General features: G+C 47.3%; 22 protein-coding genes. 13 read left to right on the top strand and 9 right to left on the bottom strand.

All coding sequences use genetic code 11. The features are described from left to right. Positions 1–2 precede the first annotated feature (2 nt). Positions 3–248: a YceK/YidQ family lipoprotein gene (locus EX31_RS24260; RefSeq protein ID WP_037037281.1), complete on the top strand. Its 246-nt coding sequence runs from the start codon at positions 3–5 to the stop codon at positions 246–248. Between the two features lie 6 nt (positions 249–254). Here EX31_RS24260 and EX31_RS24265 read toward each other — a convergent pair whose 3' ends face one another. Then, entirely contained in the window at positions 255–662 is a 408-nt protein-coding gene (locus tag EX31_RS24265; protein ID WP_037037284.1) for a MysB family protein, read from the bottom strand. Between the two features lie 66 nt (positions 663–728). Here EX31_RS24265 and EX31_RS24270 point away from each other — a divergent pair, with 66 nt between their 5' ends. The 5 genes from EX31_RS24270 (at position 729) to EX31_RS24290 (ending at position 2,910) form a co-directional block, all read left to right on the top strand. Next, the gene (locus EX31_RS24270; RefSeq protein ID WP_037037286.1) at positions 729–1,013 is read left to right on the top strand and encodes a recombinase family protein; all 285 of its coding nucleotides are present in this window, start codon (positions 729–731) and stop codon (positions 1,011–1,013) included. A 245-nt stretch (positions 1,014–1,258) separates the two neighbouring features. After that, positions 1,259–1,453: a hypothetical protein gene (locus EX31_RS24275; protein WP_037037289.1), complete on the top strand. Its 195-nt coding sequence runs from the start codon at positions 1,259–1,261 to the stop codon at positions 1,451–1,453. Positions 1,454–1,624: 171 nt separating this feature from the next. Beyond that, positions 1,625–2,089 (top strand): STM2901 family protein, encoded by a 465-nt coding sequence (locus tag EX31_RS24280; RefSeq protein ID WP_037037292.1) that lies wholly within the window; start codon positions 1,625–1,627, stop codon positions 2,087–2,089. Continuing rightward, a complete protein-coding gene (locus EX31_RS24285) occupies positions 2,083–2,409 on the top strand; it encodes a DUF1493 family protein (RefSeq protein ID WP_037037295.1) in 327 nt (108 codons plus the stop codon). The genes EX31_RS24280 and EX31_RS24285 overlap by 7 nt, the downstream gene beginning before the upstream one ends. Positions 2,410–2,424: 15 nt before the next feature. Next, the gene (locus EX31_RS24290) at positions 2,425–2,910 is read left to right on the top strand and encodes an Hcp family type VI secretion system effector (RefSeq protein WP_037037298.1); all 486 of its coding nucleotides are present in this window, start codon (positions 2,425–2,427) and stop codon (positions 2,908–2,910) included. Between the two features lie 512 nt (positions 2,911–3,422). Here the strand turns inward: EX31_RS24290 and EX31_RS24295 are convergent. Then, the gene (locus tag EX31_RS24295) at positions 3,423–3,650 is read right to left on the bottom strand and encodes a hypothetical protein (protein ID WP_037037300.1); all 228 of its coding nucleotides are present in this window, start codon (positions 3,648–3,650) and stop codon (positions 3,423–3,425) included. Positions 3,651–4,316: 666 nt separating this feature from the next. Between EX31_RS24295 and EX31_RS24300 the strand changes: the two genes are divergently transcribed. The 3 genes from EX31_RS24300 (at position 4,317) to EX31_RS24310 (ending at position 6,725) form a co-directional block, all read left to right on the top strand. Next, positions 4,317–5,228, top strand: coding sequence for a DUF2971 domain-containing protein (locus EX31_RS24300; RefSeq protein ID WP_037037301.1), 912 nt, complete (start codon positions 4,317–4,319; stop codon positions 5,226–5,228). A gap of 611 nt (positions 5,229–5,839) precedes the next feature. Beyond that, positions 5,840–6,238 (top strand): VOC family protein, encoded by a 399-nt coding sequence (locus tag EX31_RS24305; protein ID WP_037037304.1) that lies wholly within the window; start codon positions 5,840–5,842, stop codon positions 6,236–6,238. 130 nt (positions 6,239–6,368) lie between these two features. Continuing rightward, positions 6,369–6,725, top strand: coding sequence for a hypothetical protein (locus EX31_RS24310; protein WP_013576272.1), 357 nt, complete (start codon positions 6,369–6,371; stop codon positions 6,723–6,725). Between the two features lie 27 nt (positions 6,726–6,752). Here the strand turns inward: EX31_RS24310 and mdtG are convergent, their stop codons facing one another. The 4 genes from mdtG to EX31_RS24330 all read right to left on the bottom strand — a co-directional run bounded on the left by mdtG (position 6,753) and on the right by EX31_RS24330 (position 11,312). Then, positions 6,753–7,991 carry a multidrug efflux MFS transporter MdtG gene (mdtG, locus tag EX31_RS24315; protein ID WP_013576271.1) on the bottom strand — a complete coding sequence of 413 codons (1,239 nt, stop codon included), beginning with the start codon at positions 7,989–7,991 and terminating at the stop codon, positions 6,753–6,755. Positions 7,992–8,256: 265 nt separating this feature from the next. Continuing rightward, positions 8,257–8,691 carry a DoxX family protein gene (locus tag EX31_RS24320; protein WP_013576270.1) on the bottom strand — a complete coding sequence of 145 codons (435 nt, stop codon included), beginning with the start codon at positions 8,689–8,691 and terminating at the stop codon, positions 8,257–8,259. Between the two features lie 211 nt (positions 8,692–8,902). Next, positions 8,903–9,838: a Kdo(2)-lipid IV(A) acyltransferase gene (locus EX31_RS24325; RefSeq protein WP_013576269.1), complete on the bottom strand. Its 936-nt coding sequence runs from the start codon at positions 9,836–9,838 to the stop codon at positions 8,903–8,905. Positions 9,839–10,214: 376 nt separating this feature from the next. Continuing rightward, the gene (locus tag EX31_RS24330; RefSeq protein ID WP_013576268.1) at positions 10,215–11,312 is read right to left on the bottom strand and encodes an NADH:flavin oxidoreductase/NADH oxidase; all 1,098 of its coding nucleotides are present in this window, start codon (positions 11,310–11,312) and stop codon (positions 10,215–10,217) included. A 228-nt stretch (positions 11,313–11,540) separates the two neighbouring features. On the opposite strand from EX31_RS24330, the gene EX31_RS24335 reads away from it, so the two are divergent. After that, entirely contained in the window at positions 11,541–12,596 is a 1,056-nt protein-coding gene (locus EX31_RS24335; RefSeq protein ID WP_037037307.1) for an oxygen-dependent tRNA uridine(34) hydroxylase TrhO, read from the top strand. Positions 12,597–12,663: 67 nt separating this feature from the next. On the opposite strand, the gene EX31_RS24340 is transcribed toward EX31_RS24335, so the two are convergent. Both EX31_RS24340 and EX31_RS24345 read right to left on the bottom strand, forming a co-directional pair. Further along, positions 12,664–13,239, bottom strand: coding sequence for a YceI family protein (locus EX31_RS24340; protein WP_015690191.1), 576 nt, complete (start codon positions 13,237–13,239; stop codon positions 12,664–12,666). A gap of 64 nt (positions 13,240–13,303) precedes the next feature. Next, complete coding sequence (locus EX31_RS24345) at positions 13,304–13,849, bottom strand: cytochrome b (protein ID WP_037037309.1); 546 nt, start codon at positions 13,847–13,849, stop codon at positions 13,304–13,306. 555 nt (positions 13,850–14,404) lie between these two features. Here EX31_RS24345 and EX31_RS24350 point away from each other — a divergent pair. The 3 genes from EX31_RS24350 to EX31_RS24360 are packed head-to-tail and all read left to right on the top strand — an operon-like array spanning position 14,405 to position 19,725. Beyond that, positions 14,405–15,547 carry an efflux RND transporter periplasmic adaptor subunit gene (locus EX31_RS24350; protein ID WP_037037312.1) on the top strand — a complete coding sequence of 381 codons (1,143 nt, stop codon included), beginning with the start codon at positions 14,405–14,407 and terminating at the stop codon, positions 15,545–15,547. Between the two features lie 9 nt (positions 15,548–15,556). Next, a complete protein-coding gene (locus EX31_RS24355; RefSeq protein ID WP_037037314.1) occupies positions 15,557–18,652 on the top strand; it encodes an efflux RND transporter permease subunit in 3,096 nt (1,031 codons plus the stop codon). Between the two features lie 29 nt (positions 18,653–18,681). Continuing rightward, positions 18,682–19,725 (top strand): AI-2E family transporter, encoded by a 1,044-nt coding sequence (locus EX31_RS24360; RefSeq protein WP_037037317.1) that lies wholly within the window; start codon positions 18,682–18,684, stop codon positions 19,723–19,725. A 301-nt stretch (positions 19,726–20,026) separates the two neighbouring features. Here the strand turns inward: EX31_RS24360 and EX31_RS24365 are convergent, their stop codons facing one another. Then, positions 20,027–20,695, bottom strand: a complete 669-nt coding sequence (locus tag EX31_RS24365) for a LuxR C-terminal-related transcriptional regulator (protein ID WP_037037320.1) — start codon at positions 20,693–20,695, stop codon at positions 20,027–20,029. Positions 20,696–20,749: the final 54 nt, after the last annotated feature.

The raw sequence follows: 20,749 nt of genomic DNA on the forward strand, positions 1-20,749 counted from the left end.
GAGTGATTAATCGGGTTATTTTTCGCGGATGCGTGCTGGCGTTACTGGCGACGGTACTGACCGGATGCGGCAGTATTATCAGCCGGACTGTGCCGGGACAGGGGCATGGCAACCAGTATTATCCCGGTGTGCAGTGGGATTTGCGGGACAGTCCGTGGCGTTATGTCACCGTCATCGATGTTCCGCTGTCGATGATTGTCGACACTTTCATGCTGCCGGTTGACGCCCGCCACGGGCCTTACGAATAAAATAACTTAATCAATATCACGACCCGGATACTCGTCTTCATCGTCCCATTCTTCAGCTGCCGCTTTACCTTCTTCAGTATCCAGCGGCGGTTCATGCTGGTATTCACCTTCATCCCATTCATACAACGTGGCTTCTTCCTGCCATTCTTCTTCGAGTTCTATCTGATCATAGTCCTCATCAAAGATAGCCTGCGCCGCCGCACCGCTGCGGAACGTCAGCGCTTCGATGGAATCCCCTTCACCGCTGAGGAATTCCGCCTGCCACATCACATCGCCATCCTGCATGATGTATTTCTGCAGATTAAACTGGTCCGGAACTGGCTCTTCGTCGTCATGGATCCTATCCTGCGCGGCTTCAAGGAACTCTTCGCGGGCGGCATCAATAGCTTCTTCAAGCGTTGCGTATAATGACATACTTTCTCCTGTGATCATTTTGTATGATTAGTGAAGGATAGACCAAGTTTGTCGAGGGTAAAAAAAATGGCGATAAAAAAAATTAAGTCTTATTTATACACTCGTATCAGTAGCTTGCAGCAGCAAGCGGGTTATGGGATTGAGCGTCAGATTAACACTGTAATGGATTTTCTTTCTGAGGCATCCCTAACTGCTGGCTTGGGTTATGAGCTTGACCCAAATGATTACGAATTGCTGGAAAGTGATTTAGGGAAGTCAGCCTATGAGGGACACAACTTCACTAAGGGGGAACTCGGACGTTTCAAAGAAGAAGAAAAGAAAACCGAATTGGAAGAAAGAAAGAAGGAATGAAGTCAAACGGACTTTATAACACTATCAAAAAATCCGCACTAAGTGATAGTCCACCAATAGGTAATGAACTCAGGGAAGTAATCAGGGACCCTATGACTAAATATAAAGAACAGAAGTGAAGCACGGCAAGTTACACATATTTGAATAAAAAGGATGGACTACGTGCTACCTCAGAATTTTACAAAAACTTATAAAGAAATAAAATGTAAGAAGAAACTTAAGCAGAACCACGTACTGATTATCTAATGGCTAATACAAGCTACGTAGACAACTTTACAGACGATTTATTAGTAACAGATCTCGTAGCACTACAGACAGATTTAAACAGCCTCACGGAATTTATAGATGCATATGGAAGCAATGATAAATCTGATGCTCAACTAAAAGAACTACAAGATAGTATTGATAACATCAAATCACTAATGAATGCAGAAGGGTGACAATATTGGTCATCATAACAAAATAATAGAAATTTTATGATTAGAGAAAGACTTTATTGAATGTTCTAAATCACGAAGGAACGTAAATTCAGATATTTCGTATGCTCTTTTTAATGTTTAATAATTCTAATCAGTTGTATACTCTTTAGACGTCACGTATAAGGGGAAGGTATGGATACGGTTGAAGAATTAAATGGAACTTACTTTTATGCGGGTAAGTCAAATTTAACTGCTGGTCAGATGCTTTTTATGATCTTCTGCGAACATACAGTAGATCAATTTGGATTAGGTATCGTAGATTTCGGAGCTATAGTTGCAATACTTTCTGGCAGAAATGATCAATCAACCAGAGCGAAACCAATGGGGACAACTAAAGGTACTTCATACGCATCTAAAGCAGCACGTACTGTCTTTAAGAAGTCGAAATTTCCTTTTGGAATCTCGCTACCAACTTGGTTAGGGGGATATACACCTTGGACAACAAGACGAGTCATGGTACGTAATATAGCCCCATTTGTAGGCCGGAGTATTCCCTTACTAGGTATTATTGTACTTGCTGCTGATGTTTCTGAAATCACTTACAAGTCAATTCGTGATTACAACATGATAGCAAGGGAACATGATAAATTATGGTAGACAACGTTGAACAACAAATCTATGACTTCATCCGACCTTATGCCGGTACATATCTGTTCAATATTAAAAAAGTAGAACTAACACCTGATACAGATCTCGATACTGACCTAAGCATTGATGAGTATGAAATTGATGATTTAATGAATGAGTACTTTGCAAAGTTCAATGTTGAAAAAGGTAATTATAGTACTGAAACCTATTACCCAGATGTACGTGTTTCTTGGAATCCATTCAAAAAAGTAATTCCAGTTCAAGTACCAGATTTTACTATTGGTATGTTGATAGAGTCGGCAAAAGCCGGTAAATGGTTGTACGATTAGCAAGGAGCTAAATCAATGGCTGTACCAGTTCACTTATGGCTTAAAGACGATGGCGGTGCAAATATCCGTGGTTCATCTGATGTAAAGGATCGTGAAGGAAGCATAGAACTAAGGTCGATTCACCATAACCTGAGTATCCCCACTGATAGCAACACAGGGAAGCTAACAGGCACTCGACAACATGCCCCTTTCCAGTTTGATAAGGAAATCGACTCATCAAGTCCTTACTTATACAAGGCAGTGGGTACTGGCCAAACCTTACACTCTGCCGAAATCAAATGGTATTGCATCAACGATGCAGGGCGGGAAGTCGAGTACTTCAACATTTTGCTTGAAACTGTAAAAGTCATTTCGGTAACTCCAATGATGCACGATACCCGTGGCTGTCCGGGCACAGGCCATATGGAAAACGTTGCACTTCGTTATGAAAAAATCACTTGGAAGTATGTTGATGGCAACATTCAATATACCGACGCTTGGAACGAAAGAAGTACGGCATAAGAAGCAGGGTGAAACAACTCTATAAAGAGACTTAGTAAAGTAATTAAAAATTAGATTTTCTTGTGATAATCTACATCACCGGTTAATAGTACTTGCTCACGAATACGGAGCGTTGCAGTTTGCAAGTACTATTAATCATATCGGTAATATTTGGTATCAACTTTTTTGACTAAAAGAACGAACTTGGATTGAAGTCGAAAATTTCTATAATATTTTTTTCATCATTTCTTCAATATTATTGGTTTGTTTATGAATGATTTCAAGTTGAGCAAAGAGTTTATATTGTGTGTTGAATTGAATATAAAAATAAGACATTTCAGGAGATGTATTTTTAAGTGAAAAAACTTCTTCAATCAAATTGATATATGAAGAAAACGATTCCCCAATATTTTCTTTTATCGCACTTTTTATCTTGAATCCTAATCGCTCAGTACTATTAAGTGATCTAATAAAAGCTACTATTGAAAGCTGTAATATATCTATTTCATCCTTACAGGATTCGTGTATTTTCTTTAGTTTAATGTTTTTTTCTCTCTGATAGTTAACTTATTATGAAATCTATCAAGTTGAATTTTTAATTTATCAAATTCAGTTAAAGTTGATATGGCTTGGTCAAATGCAAGGCCTGATTTTTTACTATTGAACCAATCCATAGCTTTAAATGCAGCATAAACCGCAGCACCAGTCATAACTATATTGCAAAATGCACTAACAATATCAGATGTACTACCTAATTCCATAACATGATCCTTGTTGGATATAGGTGAGATAAATGCTACGAATATGCAAACTATCACTATTAGGAAATATTCTGCCTTACGCATAATGCCCTGCGAATTGAAATAATTTGGGTCATAATACTTTAAACCTGAAGGTTTTGGTACTTACACACGTTACGTGGCGTTGAACTGTGTGAGTACCAGCGTTTTTAAAATGGTAAATCCCACTGTTCTACACAGCTATCTTCTTATTTTATTTACAATAAACGCTTCTCCCTTGAAACAAACGATGTTCCAGTAAGTACACTATCAATAGGTTCATTGAAGATTAGCACATATATATTGTGAAACGTCCGACCAAACCAAAATAGTCCATCTTCACGCTGAAAGAATACAATTTCATTGTTAACAATGTGATCCATTCCAGAGTCGTAGTATACAACTCAAATTCTTTCCCTATCATGAACAGAATGAAATCACGCTTGAAGAAACACGTAAAACACGTAATGGGTTTACATGGCGTCAGGGGCTTGGTTGGGTACTAACGTTCATTGTTTTCTACAACTATGTAGCGATACCGCTGTTAGCACTATGTGGTGTGTTACTACCAGCGATACCGCTTGATGAAGTTTGGAAAGTACTTATAATTCTGATTGGTGGTAGTTAACATAAAATCTGGGGGTGAGAATGAGAGTTAATGGGAATAGTGTTTTTCACTATACTAGTTCATTAGGTTTATTGGGGTTTTTATCTGAACAGGTAATGAGATGCACAAATGTTTTGTTTTTAAATGATAGGAAAGAATATATTGATGGTTTGAATTTTTTTGAACAAAAGATAAAAAAAGATTCAATGGAGTTTTCTAAGGATGACGACAGTTACGAAGATTTAATTGCCTTAAGTGATCAGATCATTGGTGCATTGCATTTCTTCAAAAAATCATTTTATGTTTCATGTTTCACCGAAAACTACGACAATATTATAAATTGGATGGCATATGGTAGAGGGACTATAAATTATTGCATAGAATTCGATAAGAATGAGTTATCTAAAGCTTTAGAGGATTTTGACACCCCTCTACTGAATGAAGAGTTTGACAGTAAATCTGATGATTTGCGGCAACATTATTCTGGTAAGTTTTCTGAGGTTGAGTATTTAGATCTCAATAAGGAAAATAGATTCGTTACACCTTATGAATTCATCGAAAATTTAAGATCAAAAAAAAATGAAAACCCCGAGGCTCATATTGATTTAGACAAGGAATTTGATATTTATATGTCTAACTTATTTTTTCACATCGCTTCTGTCAAGAGTAAAGATTGGGAGCATGAAAACGAGCATAGAATTGTTATCGCTCTTAGAAATAAATATGTTAATGAAAAGTATGTTCAAGATGAAACTAAGAATGTTAAGTGGAGAGATGCAAATGGAATTATAGTTCCATATGTTGAAATACCGATTTGCAGTAAGTTAATAAAAAGCGTTACTTATCTTGCCCAACACAACTCTGAACGAGTTAAAAACTCTTTAGAAATTCTGAAGGAATTTTACTCATGTGATTTTGATATTAGAGAATCAAATACCAGTTTGGTGATTTAGGGTTTCAGTGAAAAATCTTATAGAACTTCAGGCATTTTGAAGTGCTTTATTGAGCCCTAAACAAGGCTCTTTTATACCACCATTTTTTTCGCCAAAAAGTAAATTATTGCAACTTTTTTTATTACTAAAATAGCATATGTTATAGATTCATAGGGTTTTAAAGAACCATCAGATGCCCTAGTACTACGACAGATGGAAATCAGGGAAGTACAAGAAGTTCACAGAACAGACTGGATGGACGTTTGAAGCAGGTTGTGGGATTGACACGAGTATCTACAAGGATGAATGGAATGGTGCGAAGGTGATATGTGAGGTAGTGACGGTTGAGTACTAACTATCTGTTTTAATGGTGTGTAAAAAATTGTTGTGCTTCTTCCAGCGTTGCATACATGCTCATTGTTGTCTCCTGAGTTGAAACTGTTAATGGTTGTGCAGCAAATAGCGTTATTAATGAACAAGTAACGGCCATCTGACAGGGAAAAACCTGATTAAATGATTGTTGTCTATAACTGACAGGATGCAAGTTTTCAGACTAAATCGGTCGGATTTATTTCTGCTATTCTCAATTTCTCGCTGGCGACTTTGCGGCGGTTTAAAAAACGGGAGTGCACATGGTTTTACGACAATCAGTATTACGGGTGGCGCGCCCGACGGACAATCTTGAGCAGGTAGCCCGCATGTATTCGCAGGGGCTGGGTTTCGACATCATCGGCAGTTTTAGTGACCACCAGGGGTTTGATGGCGTGCTGGTCGGGCATCCGCATCATCATTATCATCTCGAGTTTACCCATCATCACGGTTCCTCCGTGGGGCGAGCGCCCACCGAAGATAATCTCCTGGTGTTCTATATTCCTGATAATCAGCAGTGGCTGACGCAGTGCGAACGGATGCTGCAGGCCGGTTTTATCGTCGTGCCTTCGTTTAATCCCTACTGGGATGAATGCGGTAAAACCTTCGAGGATATTGACGGTTATAGGGTGGTGCTGGCTTTGCGGGACTGGACGGCATAGGCACGAATGTCAGCGGAATTTCAGCTTTGCAAAGGCTGTGAGGGGAGAGGGTAAAAGTTTAGCAAACCGGCTACACGGGCAGCGTTTGAGGCATAAAGTGATTCAGACTTCTCAAGATAAGGTGAATGTTATGAAGACTCTTTCCCGCGTTTTGCTCATGCCGCTGTGTGGCCTTGGCGTATTATTCAGCGTGGCCAGTACCGCGGCTGAAAATACACATCCCCAATCACCGATAGAACAGCCGCACGGGTTGCCACCCTTCCACGGTGAGGGCATGCTGCCACCGCCGCCAATGATGGTCGGCTTTTGCCATCCGGGGCAACTGTTCTGCGCCAGCGTAGCCAGTGATAACCCGACTGAAACTATTCAGAAACTGACGTCGGTACTTCCGGCTACAACGGCAGGCAAGCATTACGAAGTGCGTCTGGCCGTCGTCGAGGTGCCGGATTACATGCCAGTGCCGCCGCTGGCAGAAAAATCTCAATAAGCCTGTTGCTGCTTCGTCGGCTGGAATTTAGTCAATCATGGCCTGATGAGGCCGGCGTTGCAGACACCAGTACGAATATCCCGCGTTGAATAAAACCACCATCGCCGTAACAAAAAATACCGTCCGGAAGCCGTAACTGGCTGAGACCGCCGCACCCAGTAACGGACCGGTGACATTGCCCACATCACGGAACGACTGGTTGTAGCTGAATACCCGTCCTGCTACCTGATTAGTGCAGTTATAGATGAGCAGGGTCTGAACGGCCGGCAGCAATGCGCCATCGCAGGCACCCAGCAGAAAACGCAAAATACCCAGTTGCAGGGGAGTTTGTACCAGGGCCATCGGGATCAGCAATAACACAGATAACGCCATCATCGCCACCAGGATCCGCTCGGGGCCAATCCGGTCGCCGAGTTTGCCTAAACGCGGTGCACTCATCAGCGCGGCCACGCCAGGTACCGAAGCAATCATGCCGCTGATAAACGCCAGGTTTTGTGTATTACCGGCCAGCTCCCGTACGTAAAGCGTCAGGATCGGCGCAATCGAACCCGTCGCCACCTGAATAATCATGGTGGTGACAAACAAACACAGCACCAGTTTAGGATTTTTCAGCGAGGCAAAGACCTGCTTACGGTTCAGCATGTCTTTTTTGCTCACCGGGACAAACTGCTCACGGATAAAATAAAGCGTCATGATGAAACACAAAAACAGCACCGACGCGGTGATAAAGAACACCGGACGCAAACCATAGCTGTCCGCCAGCAACCCTCCGACCAGTGGCCCGAGCAGCGCACCGCTGACACCGCCAGTTGATAACGTACCCAGCGCCCAGCCGCTTTTATTGCGTGGGATTTGTGTGGCGATCAGCGCGTTAGCATTGGGAACAAATCCGCCCAGCAAGCCAAGTAACGCGCGAAGAATCAGGAACTGCCAGATATTCTGCGCGAAGCCCATTAATACCATGACGATGGACATGCCGAGTGCGGATCGCAGCAGCATGATTTTGCGGCCTTTACGGTCCGCGAGTCCGCCCCAGAAGGGGGAGGCGATGGCGGAAAACAAGAAGGTGATACTGAAAACCAGCCCCGACCACATATTCAGGGATTCATGACCGGTTACGCCGAGGGTTTCCACGTAAAGGGGCAGGAAGGGCATGATCAGACTGAATGCGGCACCGGTCAGGAAGCAACCGATCCACGCGACAAACAGATTACGTTTCCAGTTAATGGGATCTGGGGCGATTTCAGGTTCAGAGGCCGAAGTCATAAAATACCGAAGAAAGAGGTCAGATTCGCTCTGGAATGACAAAAAGAAACAAGGCAGAGCATAAGTAACAATCAATTGGCTTAATAATTATGCGCCTAATTATCATTCACTTCAATGATGTTAACGAACTGTAACAAGCGAAGTGAAATACAGGTTCAAAAAGTCTGGAGGAGTGAAGGAGAGCAGATGAAAGCCAAAAAAACGGTCAGCAAGGAGGCTGACCGCGACAGACAAAGAATTAAAAACGTAATACTAAAACCGGATCTTAGCGCAGGGCTTCGTTCTTCATGACAGAGTAACGGCCGCTGCCCAGGAACATGATGACCAGACCACCAAAGAAGTACAGAGCTTCACCTTCCAGCCCCCATGCACCGACTTCAGTAACGGTGAAAAATTTGCCACCCACGACCAGGAAAACTGCCACTAAAATGTTGAATGCCAGCACCAGAGCGGCAGGGCGGGTCAAGATGCCCAGAATAATCAGAACCGGCGCAATCACTTCACCGATGTACGCACCGTAAGCAATAAAGCCCGGCAGGCCATCAGCCTGTAACATCTGTGCAATCCAGCCCACGCCATTTTCCATTTTTGCCACACCGTGGAATAAAACTAAAATACCAAAAGTCAGACGCAACAAAAGCTTACCAAAGTTCTGATGATCAACAGCACGGGTAAAAGCGGAGTTCAGTTTTGCCAACATAATGTGTTCCTTGCAAAGGTAACATGCCTTTAAGAGGCGGGAGGCACGCGGCTCCAAAATCAGCGGAGTAATCACATGCAGAAATTATGGAGAGAGTATTGGCCTAAAACGGGTAGGATCAAATCTGATAAGTTTGAAGAAGTCTGTGAAAAAAACTGATGAAGCAAATCAAAAAAACCGGACCTGCGGCTGCCGGACCGGTTCCGGGTGATTAATCGCTAAGGGCTTTATAGAGCGAAGGCTCACCTTGCGGGCGTGTTTTAAAACGACGGTGCAGCCACATATATTGCTCCGGCGCCTGACAGATCTCGTTTTCCACCACTTTATTCATGTACGTGGCGGCAACCACTTCATCATCCAGCGGGAAGTCAGCGACCTGAGGGTGAATAATCATCTCATAACCTTCCCCTTTCGGCAGACGGCGCGGAGTGAAGGGAATAATTGCCGGTTTGCCCATGCGTGCCAGCAGATATGTCCCGGTGGTGGTGGCGGCTTTATCGACCGCGAAGAACGGTACAAATACGCTGGCGCGCGGGCCGTAGTCATGATCAGGCGCGTACCAGATGATGTCGCCTTGCTTGAGGCTGCGGATCATCCCTTTGAGATCTTTGCGATCCAGCATCCCTTTATTCGAGCGCATACGGCCTTTGGTCTGGATCCAATCCATCAGCTTGTTATCGTGAGGACGGTAAACCCCCACGCCAGGATTATGGATACCAAAGATACGTGCACCCAGTTCCAGCGTCAGGAAATGTACACCGATCAGCAGAACGCCTTGTTTGTTATCACGCGCATGCTGGATATGTTCAAGACCGCTGACTTTGAACCAGCGCTCGATGCGCCAGTCTGGCCAGAACCACGCCATGCCGGTTTCAAACAACCCCATGCCGACGGATTCGAAATTTTTCACAATCATATCTTCGCGCTGTTCCGGGCGCATATCCGGGAAACACAATTCGATATTGCGTCGGGCGATTTTATAGCGACGTTTCAGGAAGCGCATTGAGAAGCGACCTAGCCCGGTACCGATGCGATAAATAACCGGATAAGGCAGTAACACCAGTGCATAAAGCAGTCCCAGACCCATCCAGGTGATCCAGTAACGAGGGTGCAGTAACGAACGATTAAAGGTTGGTACCTGAGTCATAGAATCTCTGCGTCAGTGAGTCGAAGTAGAAAGTTTATAAGCTCTGTCTAATGCAGCAGCCTGCCACAGAAACACGCACACATATTCATCCGGAATATGTGTTGTCCGTTATCTTCTGCAGCAAAGTGACATATTGTGGCATTTTTTTGATGTGAGGTGAAAATTCACGGCACTAATACCTCATTTATTTATAGGTTGAGTGAATGAAAAACAAAACGAATTCTCATTAATGTCCCGGCATATTCATTCACCATCAATTCAAATATCAATAGAGAATGTCTTTTTGTCAATGAAACGGGCGGCTGTCGGGCCGCCCGTGATCACGTTTGCAAAATCCCCTTTCTGGCGACTTTCGCGTTAATCTTAAATCTGGTTATTATTCCGGCAGGAAAAGGCCTTTGACGCTATGCGGTTCGCTGCGCCAGTACTGTTTCGGCGCGGCCACTTTTTCCCCCAGTTTTGCCGCTGCATGCCAGGGCCAGCGCGGGTTATACAAAATACCGCGTGCCAGAGCAATCATGTCTGCCTGTCCGGTGCCGATAATGGCTTCCGCCTGTTCCGGTTCAGTGATCAGACCCACAGCGATCACCGGCATTTTCACATAACGCTTAATGCCATCAGCAAATGGCACCTGATAGTTCGGGCCGACGGTGATTTTCTGATGCGGACTCAGGCCGCCGCTGGAGACGTGAATGTAGCTGCAACCCAGTTCATCAAGCGCTTTGGCGAGTTCAATGGATTGCTCCAGATCCCAGCCCCCCTCCACCCAGTCGGTGGCGGAAATACGCACACCAATCGGTTTTTCTGCCGGGAATGCCGCACGGATTTCCCCGAAGATCTCCAGCAGCAGGCGCATACGGTTTTCCAGTGAGCCGCCGTACTGGTCGGTGCGCTGGTTTGAAAGTGGCGACAGGAACTGGTGCAGCAGATAACCGTGAGCGCCGTGCAGTTCCAGCAGATCAAAGCCCAGACGGTCGGCGCGACGAACTGTATCGACATAGGCTTTTTTCAGCTCAGCGATTCGCTCCAGCGACATTGCCTGCGGGGCCTCAGTGCCTTCGGTGAAGGCGACGGCGGAAGGCGCAATCGTCTGCCAGCCACCCGCTGACTGGGCGATTTGTGCTCCGCCTTGCCACGGCGCAGCACACGACGCTTTACGTCCCGCATGTCCGAGTTGCAGGCCAAGTGGCATATCGCTGTTTTCACGTAAGCCGGTCACTAAATCCTTCATGGCCGCTTCGGTTGCATCGTCCCACAAGCCCAGATCCTGAGCCGAGATACGCCCCACGGCCTCGACAGCGGTCGCTTCCAGGATCAGCAAACCCGCACCTGAAAAGGATAACTGCCCGAGATGCGCGTGATGCCAGGACGTGGCTTTCCCTTCGTCGGATGAATACTGGCACATTGGCGCGATCACGATGCGGTTAGCGAGTGTCAGCTTCCCTAAGGAAATCGGTTCAAAAAGCTTACTCATGTTTCATGCCCCTTAAAATTCAGCGTGGTGATGGACTACAAGAATAGATAACAACTAAGAATAGGTTATCGCATTTCAAAAATGGGCAATGTACAGCAGGTGTTTTTCTCCTGACGAATTTGCAACGGGAGATGTCCTCATTGTTGCTTTAATGTATAATCTTGCCGCTTCAAAAGTAGCTATTCGGTATCAATAGTTAAATTCACCTGAAAGACAGGAACGTACACCATGCCAGTGTTACATAACCGTATTTCTAATGAGGAACTGCGTGCGCGCATGTTGGCTGAAACTGAGCCCCGCACTACGGTTTCTTTTTATAAGTATTTCCAGCTCGAAGATCCAAAAGCCTTTCGTGACTCCCTGTACGTCAGCCTGACACGCCTTAACGTATTTGGCCGTATTTACGTGGCAAAAGAAGGGATTAACGCACAAATCAGCGTGCCGCAAAGCCAGTTTGAAGCGTTCAAAACCGTGCTGTTTTCCAGCCATCCGGCGCTGGATCAGATCCGCCTGAATGTCGCGCTGGAAGATGATGGTAAATCCTTCTGGGTGTTGCGTCTCAAAGTGCGTGACCGCATTGTCGCGGACGGGATTGATGATGATTCTTTCGACCCGTCAAATGTGGGTGAGTACCTGAAAGCCGAACAGGTCAACGCCATAATTGACGATCCGGACACATTGTTTGTCGATATGCGCAACCACTACGAATACGAAGTGGGGCATTTTGATAATGCGATTGAAGTCCCGTCTGACACTTTCCGCGATCAGCTGCCTATGGCCGTTGATATGCTTAAAGAAGATAAAGACAAGAAAATCGTGATGTATTGCACTGGCGGTATTCGCTGTGAGAAAGCCAGCGCATACATGTTGCATAACGGTTTTAAAAACGTCTATCACGTGGAAGGCGGTATTATCGAATATGCACGCCGTGCCAAAGAGCAGGGGTTACCGGTAAAATTTAAAGGCAAAAACTTTGTCTTTGATGAGCGTATGGGCGAGCGTATTTCCGATGACGTGATTGCACACTGTCACCAGTGCGGTGTGGCCTGCGATAACCATACCAACTGCAAAAACGACGGCTGCCATCTGCTGTTTATTCAGTGCCCGACGTGTGCAGCGAAATTTGACGGCTGTTGCAGCGAAATCTGTATGACAGAGCTGAAGCTGCCAGTAGAAGAACAACGTGCATTGCGCGCGGGTCGTGAGAATGGCATAAAAATATTCAATAAGTCCAAAGGCTTATTGCAAACCACCATGCATATTCCGGCACCTGAAAACGACTGACCGGCGTGTATAAAAAAGCCCTGAATGGCGGCAGCGATTCAGGGCTTTATACGTTGAGGGAAGGGGATTACTTCTCTTGTACACCCTCGACCGAAATAATCAGCTCGACATTCTGCGATGCCGGACCGAGATCGGTAGTAATTCCATAATCCTTCAGCGCGATGGACCCTGCCGCTTCAAAACCTGCACGATAACCGCCCCATGGATCCTTGCCCTGACCGAGCAACTTAGCCTGTAACGTTAAAGGTTTGGTGACGCCGTTCAGCGTGAAATCGCCAGTCACTGCCAGATTTTCACCTTCTTTCTTCACTGATGTTGATTTGAATGTGGCCTGCGGATGTTTGCCAACATTCAGGAATTCAGCGCTGCGCAAATGTTTGTCACGTTCGGCGTGATTGGTGAATACGCTGGTGGTGTTAATCGTGACATTCACTTTATCCGCAGCGGGATCTTTCTCATCAAAGGTGAATCCGCCATCGAAATCATTAAAGCTGCCGTACAGCCAGCTGTACCCTAAATGCTTGATACGGAATTCAATAAAAGCGTGCTGACCTTCTTTGTCGATCTTGTAGCTGGCTGCCGTTGCCGAACCCGCCGCCAGTAACAGCGACGCCAGGGTTAAACCCAGAGTGGTCTTTTTCAACATGGTTATTCTCCGTTTATCCATAATATGAACAACATAAGTAAAGAGCTGACCGTGAGCCGGATCAGCGCCCCAGCATGCGGGTCAGGGTGCTGTCACGATCGATGAAATGATGTTTAAGCGCGGCAAGGGCGTGAAAACCTGAGATGATCACAATGCCCCACGCCATCCACAGATGCAGCGTGCCCGCGATATCGGCCTGTTGTTCCAGTCCAGACAGTGTGGCAGGGATCTCAAACCAGCCGAAGACACTGACAGGCTGACCTTCAGCCGTCGAAATCAGATAACCGCTGATCAGAATGCCGAACAGGCCGATGAACAGCAGAACATGAGCCAGCCAGGCGCCAATACGCGTTTTCACGCTGTAGCTTGCCAGCGGCTTAGGTGGCGGAGAAATAAACCGCCAGGCAAGACGGAATACCATCGCAGCAAAAATCAGGATGCCGATACTTTTATGTATTTCCGGTGCACGGTGATACCAGGTGTCGTAATAGCCCAATCCGACCATCCATAATCCCAGTGCAAATAAACCATAAACGGCCAAAGCGATGAGCCAGTGAATTAACACTGAAATATGGCCAAAGCGTGCAGGTGTATTTTTCCACAGCATAAGATGATGTTCTCAGTGAAGAGGGTGTTTGTGGAAAATAAACATTTGGAAACATATTGGCAAACTATTATTTTCAAATTAACCGATTAATTTAACTTGTTCATTATTTTTGATGGTATCAGGAAGGTTTCCTTCAGTGCTTTTGCTTTTTTTATCTTACGGCGGTTTTGATTATATCGATTTCAGTGATGACAGGGGTCTGTAAGGTTTTGTCATCGAAGGTAAAGTTAATCATGATACTAAAAATTTGAGTAAAAATAATGATTTCAGGAGTGATTAATCCTTGTTGATGCTTTTCATTAGCCGGTCATTTTGATGTGAACATGAAGTTTTGTTATTCAGGCTATCAATCTAAATGTTTCTTAAATAAAACGTAAATATGTTAAAGGTTGATTCTCGAGGTGATCGAGATCAGTTTGTGATATCAGACAATATTTATAATTCTCAATAATCCTGATTAGGAATTTTTTTATAGATTAATATTTGATGTTTGCCGGTGTGGGCGCTTTAGCTGAATTAAAAGAGCACCATCCGACATCACATGGAGAGTGACATATGTTTCCTGCAATGAGCCGTTTTATGGCAGTGCCAGTGCTGCTGACAACATTATTATTCCCCCTGACCCGTGTGGCGGCACAGCCTTTGCCGACGGTGACCACTGCGACCATCGCCACTCAACCTGATGGCGTCAGCCGGACCTATCTCGGGCGTCTTGAAGCTGTTCAGGCCGTCAATGTGACCAGCCGGACTGAAGGATTTATCGCCCGCCGGGCCTTTGAGGAGGGGCAGTTTGTGAATGCCGGCGACGTCTTGTATGAAATCGATCCCGCCTTGCATCAGGCGGCTGTCGCTCAGGCCAAAGCCCAGCTCGACAGCGCCAATGCTACCGCACGCCATGCACAAACCCATCTGAACCGCATACAGCGTCTCGGTGATGCGCGTACCGTCAGCCAGTCTGATGTCGATACCGCGCTGGCTGCCCGTGATACCGCCCGTGCGGCTGTCGCGCAGGCGCAGGCGGCGTTAAAAACGCAGGAACTGCAACTAAGCTATACCCGCATTACGGCGCCCATTGCAGGGCGCATCGGCGTGAGCCATTTTCATACCGGCAGTCTGGTGAATCCGGCCAGCGGTGCACTCACGGAAATCGTGCAACTCGATCCGGTACGTGTGGTGATTTCAGTGAATGAACGTGATGTTCTCAGTGCCAGCCACAGCAGTGGCACGCTGGAAGACGCTTTCTCTGCCGATAACATGACGCTTTCTCTGCGCTTATCGGACGGTTCACCTTATATGAAAGCGCCCGTGCTGGAATCCCTCGGCAATCGTATTGATGCGCAAACAGGGACCTTGCCGGTCAGGCTGACCGTGGCAAATCCAGACCATCGTTTGCTGCCGGGGGGCACCGTGAATGTGGCCGCAGAGCCGCGTTCCGGACATTCTCTGCCGGTACTGCCTGCGCAGGCTTTGCAGCAAAATGCGGCAGGGCACTTTGTCTTGCTGGTGAATGACGGACAGCGCGTGGAAGCACGCCCGGTGCGTCTTGGTGCACAAACGGGACACGGCTATTTCGTCATTGAGGGTTTGCAGGGCGGAGAAAAAGTTGTGACAGAAGGCCTGCAATGGATCCGGCCAGGTATGGAAGTGAATGCACGGGCTGCTACGGATGCCCCGGATATGGCCGCGAAGAAACGTTAAGGAATAACGATGCTCCAGCAATTTATTAAAAGACCCCGCTTTGCGGTTGTCATCGCGCTGGTGACGGCGCTGATCGGTGCCGTCGCCCTGAAGGTCATTCCGGTTGAGCAATATCCGGATATCACGCCACCCGTGGTGTCAGTCAGTGCTATTTATCCCGGTGCGAGTGCACGGGACGTAGCGGAATCCGTTGCCGCGCCGATTGAGGCGCAGGTTAACGGTGTCAGTAACATGCTGTATATGTCGTCGAACAGCGGCAATAACGGCAGCTACACGCTGACTATTACGTTCGCCAGCGGTACGGATCCGGATACGGCGGCTGTTGAAGTACAAAACCGTATTTCACAGGTCAGCTCACGTCTTCCACCGGAAGTGCTGAACACGGGCGTGTCGGTGCGCAAACAGGCTTCTAATATTCTGATGGGCATCAGCCTCCTTTCACCGGAAAATACCCATGACATGCTGTTTATCAGCAACTTTGCCAGCATTCAGTTGCGTGATGCGCTGGCGCGTGTGGATGGTGTGGGTGATGTCCGGGTTTTCGGTTCCCGTGACTACAGCATGCGTATCTGGCTGGACCCGCGCAAAATGGAAGCGCTGGATGTCAGCAGTATGGAAATCAGTGCCGCTATTCAGAATCAGAATGTGCAGGCGGCGGCCGGGCAGATTGGCGCGTCACCGAGTCCGTCAATGCAGCAGCAAACCCTGACCATCAGCGGCGCGGGGCGTCTGAGTTCGCCGGAAGAGTTCGGCAATATTATTGTGCGTAAAAATGCTCATGGCGGTACGGTGCGTTTGCGCGATGTCGCGCGTATTGAACTGGGTGCGCAGGATTATCAGGTGAATGCGACACTGAATCAGACGCCGTCTGCCTTCCTGTCAGTCTATCCCGCACCGGGGGCAAATGCGCTGAATGTGGCGAATGCTGTGCGGGAGGAAATGTCGCGTCAGGCACGCAATTTCCCGGATGATCTTACCTATGAAATCAAATTCGACTCGACTCGTTTTGTCAGTGCTACGCTTGATGAGATTGCCGTTTCACTGGTACTGACCTTCGTCGTCGTCCTGTCGATTGTTTATCTGTTCCTGCAAAGTGTGCGGGCGACATTCATCGTCGCACTGACCATTCCGGTGTCTTTACTGGGGACGTTTGCCGTGCTTTATGCCTTTGGCTATTCCGCCAACACCCTCAGTTTGTTTGCCATTATTTTGGCGCTGACGGTAGTGGTCGATGACGCCATCGTGGTGGTGGAAAACGTTGAGCGCCTGATGATGGAGGATCCGTCGCTCGGGCGTGTGGCCGCAACCCGCAAGGCTCTGAAGCAAATTGCCGGGCCGGTCATCGCCACTACTGTGGTTCTGCTGGCGGTATTTGTGCCCATTGCGGTTCTGCCGGGTATTACCGGTGCGCTGTATCGTCAGTTTGCTGTCACTCTGTCGGCGGCCGTTGTTCTTTCAAGTATCAACGCGCTGACCCTGACCCCTGCGCTGTGCGCAACCCTTCTCAAGCCGCGACCTGCGAAGCCGGCCCGTGTTTTCCACTGGTTTAATCAAGGGCTGGACGCTGTTCGCGATGTCTATGTGAAAGCCGCACGGGGCATCAGTAAAAGTGCGTTCACCAGCGTTGTAACGGTTCTGGTGATCGGCGGAGCCTGTGTATGGGGCTACAGCAGTTTGCCAAAATCCTTCCTGCCGGATGAAGATCAGGGCTACTTCTTCGTGAATGTGCAGTTACCTGACGGGGCGTCATTAAACCGCACCGATGCCGTGCTCGGCCAGATGCAGCAGATTATGCAAAAAGACCCGGCGGTCGAGGATGTGATCGCCATCAGTGGCTTCAGCCTGCTGAGTGGCGGGAGTTCGCCAAACACCGCCTTTGGTATCGTGTTGCTCAAGCCGTGGGGCGATCGCGACAGTGTGGATCAGGTGATTGGTCGCCTGCAACCGGCGATGGCGGGCATTCCCTCTGCAATGATTATGGCAATAAATCCGCCCGCGATTTCCGGATTAGGTACGGCCTCAGGGCTGGATTTACGTTTGCAGGCGTTACAGGGGCAATCGCCACAGGAACTGGCTGTCACCGGACAGGCGCTGATCCAGGCCGCTAACCAGGATCCTAATCTGAGCCGTGTGTTTACTACCTTCAGTGCCTCCGTGCCGGAAATCGCCCTGAGTGTGGATCGTGACCGTGCGGCGCTGTTACAGGTACCGGTCAGCCGTATTTTCGGTACGTTGCAGACATCACTTGGTGGCGTGAACGTCAGCGATTTCATCATCAATAACCGCCTGTTTAATGTGCAGATGCAAAACGAAATGGAAGATCGCCAGCGCGCAGACCAGATATCCACACTCACGGTACGCAGCGACAACGGCTCACTGGTCAGTCTTGCGAAGATGGTTGAAATGACACCGTCGCTGGGTGCACCGTTTATCACGCAATATAATCAGTTCCCTTCACTGGCTATCAGCGGCTCGGCGGCACCCGGCATCAGTTCCGGTGAGGCGATGGCGCAGATGGAACATATCCTGAGCGAGAAGCTGCCTGCGGGTTACGGCTATGAATGGACCGGCATGTCATTGCAGGAAATTCAGGCTGGTGGCCAGGCCATCCTTATCTATGCCGCGGCACTGCTGTTTGCGTATCTGTTTCTGGTGGCGCAATACGAAAGCTGGAGCATTCCTCTTGTTGTGATGATTTCTGTGATTTTCGCGGTGTTTGGTGCAATCGGCGGCCTGCACATGGCGGGGCTGAGCAACGACGTATATGCTCAGATTGGTATGGTCTTATTAATCGGCCTCGCGGCGAAAAATGCCATTCTGATTGTTGAATTCTCAAAAGCCAGAAGAGAAGAGGGGGCATCTGTCAGCGAAGCGGCACAGGACGGCGCGAAACAGCGTTTCCGTGCGGTAATGATGACGGCAATCTCGTTCATTCTCGGGGTGTTACCGCTGGTCATGGCATCCGGTGCAGGTGCCATGAGTCGGCATATCATCGGCGTTACGGTGTTCAGTGGTATGTTGCTATCCACGACGGTGGGGATCCTGTTTATTCCGGCGCTGTATCTGCATATCCAGCGTCTGCGTGAGTGGGTGAAATCTCGCTAAGGATCCGGCCAGCTTCAGGAGAGAAAGGCTTGCGTAAAACGATCGTGACAACTCAGGGTCTGAAAATTGTTGTAATGATGGCGATGCTGGTAGTGATCTTCGCGGGGATTAAATCTGCTGCAGATATCATCGTGCCCTTTATTCTGGCGCTGTTTCTGGCTTTCGTATTGAATCCGCTGATTGTCTTACTGGAAAAATGGCGGGTGCCCCGGGCACTCGCTGTTTTGCTGGTGGCAACGCTGGTGATTTGCATGATGGTTTTTCTGACCACCAAACTGCTGGTGACGCTCAATGAATTTGCCCGCACATTGCCACAATATCGCGGACTTATTGTCGACAAACTCAGTGATATTGAGGCCTGGTTTCCGCAAAGCGAACTGACGTTATCTCCCGAGCAACTGGCCAGTTACATCGATCCGGCGGCGACGCTGAATATGGTCAGTAAGTTAATCAGCTATTTGTCCAACGCCATGGCCGGTCTGTTCTTACTGCTGATGACCGTGGCATTCATGCTGCTTGAAGTCCCGCAACTGCCCTACAAAGTGGAGCAGATGTCAGAGGACCCGGGCAAAGGAATGGCTAATATTCAGCGTGCCCTGGACAGCGTGACACGCTATCTGGTGATCAAAACGCTGATAAGTGTGGTGACGGGGCTGGCAGTTTGGGCCTTGCTGGCAGTTACCGGCATCCGTTTTGCGTTCCTGTGGGGGATGCTGGCTTTCGCCCTGAATTACATTCCCAATATTGGTTCTTTTATCGCGGCTATTCCGCCGATCATTCAGGCATTTTTGTTTAACGGTTTCAGCGAAGGGTTGATCCTGGCAGGGGGCTATATCCTCATCAATCTGATTTTCGGCAGCATTATTGATCCGAAAATTCTGGGGCGCGGATTGGGGTTATCGACGCTTGTGGTCTTTATGTCGCTGATATTCTGGGGATGGCTGATGGGGCCGGTCGGCATGTTGCTTTCGGTGCCGCTGACGATTGTGCTCAAAATAGCCCTTGAACCTACGGCGGCAGGCCACAAAATTGCCGTGCTTCTGGGCGATGGTCCGCCAGAACATAAAAGTTAGCTTTTCTCTTCAAAATGATGAGCAAACATTTCAATTTTTTTATGCATTAAGCGAATCACTGAAAGCAGGATGTTTGTGATTTTTGTGGGAGTCGCATGACGAGAAATTATGCTTGTCATTGGTGAGGCTGCTCAAGATGAGTCTGCTAACATTAAGGTTAAGGCCATCGTCGGCTTCTGTCGTCATAGTGCAACCTGGCGAGAGAGAGAAGGGATACAAACAAGATATTTAAAAAGATGGGTGAAGAATATCACGATATAAAATGCCCTGAATTATCAGAGCATTTAGGATTTTTGCAGGTTTAGCTATAAGTTTTGTAAATCATCTGCAAGTCGTCTTTAATTTGTCGGCTGATTGGCGTCGCAGAAATATCATCAATGGGCCAGAATAAATACTTAATCAGGTTGTAAATGAAACAAAACTCCAGCCGGTTACGGACTTTGATTTTCTGCGCCAGATGTCGTTTATGGACATATACCGTACGGCTGCTGATGTTTAATTTTCTGGCAATGCGGTAGTTCGGCATCTCAGACATCCAGTAGCTCATTACCAGAATTTCCTGATCGCTAAGTAACATTTTTGGCAAACCGAAGTTATTTATCGGCATAAATGCTTCGGGATCTGCTGCAATCTGCTGCAAGAGGGAGGTGAGTGCCTGCTTGTTGAGAATAGAGACTTCGCGGGTAACGGCAATCGGTGTTTCGAAATCCGGGTAACTGGCGTCAACGTAGCAGTATATTCGGGCGCTTTGACGAAATTCAAAAAACGCTTTTAATTCCTCAGATACTTCTGCGTTATGGCAATGGTTTGTCATATTCACAAGAATAATATCAGGTTGAAATTCAGGAATTAGATTGAGGGAGTGAGAAATATTCACAGTGTCGATAATATCGAGGCTGTTATTTTCAATAAGATAAGAAAAAATTCCTAAACGCGTAAAACCACAGGGTTCAATTATACAAATTTTCATACCACGTCCTTGTCATGCGTAACATTACGCGCCGAAACCACTCCTGTGATTTCT

The organism is Rahnella sp. WP5 (genome assembly GCF_000745615.1).
GTDB lineage: Bacteria > Pseudomonadota > Gammaproteobacteria > Enterobacterales > Enterobacteriaceae > Rahnella > Rahnella aceris.

Bases quoted from the DNA above. Each gene is read 5' to 3' on its own strand.
- EX31_RS24325 (WP_013576269.1), bottom strand. From the start codon at position 9,838: ATGACTCAGGTACCAACCTTTAATCGTTCGTTACTGCACCCTCGTTAC.
- EX31_RS24305 (WP_037037304.1), top strand. From the start codon at position 5,840: ATGGTTTTACGACAATCAGTATTACGGGTGGCGCGCCCGACGGACAAT.
- EX31_RS24335 (WP_037037307.1), top strand. From the start codon at position 11,541: ATGCCAGTGTTACATAACCGTATTTCTAATGAGGAACTGCGTGCGCGC.
- EX31_RS24345 (WP_037037309.1), bottom strand. From the start codon at position 13,849: ATGCTGTGGAAAAATACACCTGCACGCTTTGGCCATATTTCAGTGTTA.
- EX31_RS24290 (WP_037037298.1), top strand. From the start codon at position 2,425: ATGGCTGTACCAGTTCACTTATGGCTTAAAGACGATGGCGGTGCAAAT.
- EX31_RS24280 (WP_037037292.1), top strand. From the start codon at position 1,625: ATGGATACGGTTGAAGAATTAAATGGAACTTACTTTTATGCGGGTAAG.
- EX31_RS24265 (WP_037037284.1), bottom strand. From the start codon at position 662: ATGTCATTATACGCAACGCTTGAAGAAGCTATTGATGCCGCCCGCGAA.
- EX31_RS24320 (WP_013576270.1), bottom strand. From the start codon at position 8,691: ATGTTGGCAAAACTGAACTCCGCTTTTACCCGTGCTGTTGATCATCAG.
- EX31_RS24350 (WP_037037312.1), top strand. From the start codon at position 14,405: ATGTTTCCTGCAATGAGCCGTTTTATGGCAGTGCCAGTGCTGCTGACA.
- EX31_RS24295 (WP_037037300.1), bottom strand. From the start codon at position 3,650: ATGGAATTAGGTAGTACATCTGATATTGTTAGTGCATTTTGCAATATA.
- EX31_RS24270 (WP_037037286.1), top strand. From the start codon at position 729: ATGGCGATAAAAAAAATTAAGTCTTATTTATACACTCGTATCAGTAGC.
- EX31_RS24300 (WP_037037301.1), top strand. From the start codon at position 4,317: ATGAGAGTTAATGGGAATAGTGTTTTTCACTATACTAGTTCATTAGGT.
- EX31_RS24310 (WP_013576272.1), top strand. From the start codon at position 6,369: ATGAAGACTCTTTCCCGCGTTTTGCTCATGCCGCTGTGTGGCCTTGGC.
- EX31_RS24355 (WP_037037314.1), top strand. From the start codon at position 15,557: ATGCTCCAGCAATTTATTAAAAGACCCCGCTTTGCGGTTGTCATCGCG.
- EX31_RS24330 (WP_013576268.1), bottom strand. From the start codon at position 11,312: ATGAGTAAGCTTTTTGAACCGATTTCCTTAGGGAAGCTGACACTCGCT.
- EX31_RS24285 (WP_037037295.1), top strand. From the start codon at position 2,083: ATGGTAGACAACGTTGAACAACAAATCTATGACTTCATCCGACCTTAT.
- mdtG (WP_013576271.1), bottom strand. From the start codon at position 7,991: ATGACTTCGGCCTCTGAACCTGAAATCGCCCCAGATCCCATTAACTGG.
- EX31_RS24365 (WP_037037320.1), bottom strand. From the start codon at position 20,695: ATGAAAATTTGTATAATTGAACCCTGTGGTTTTACGCGTTTAGGAATT.
- EX31_RS24275 (WP_037037289.1), top strand. From the start codon at position 1,259: ATGGCTAATACAAGCTACGTAGACAACTTTACAGACGATTTATTAGTA.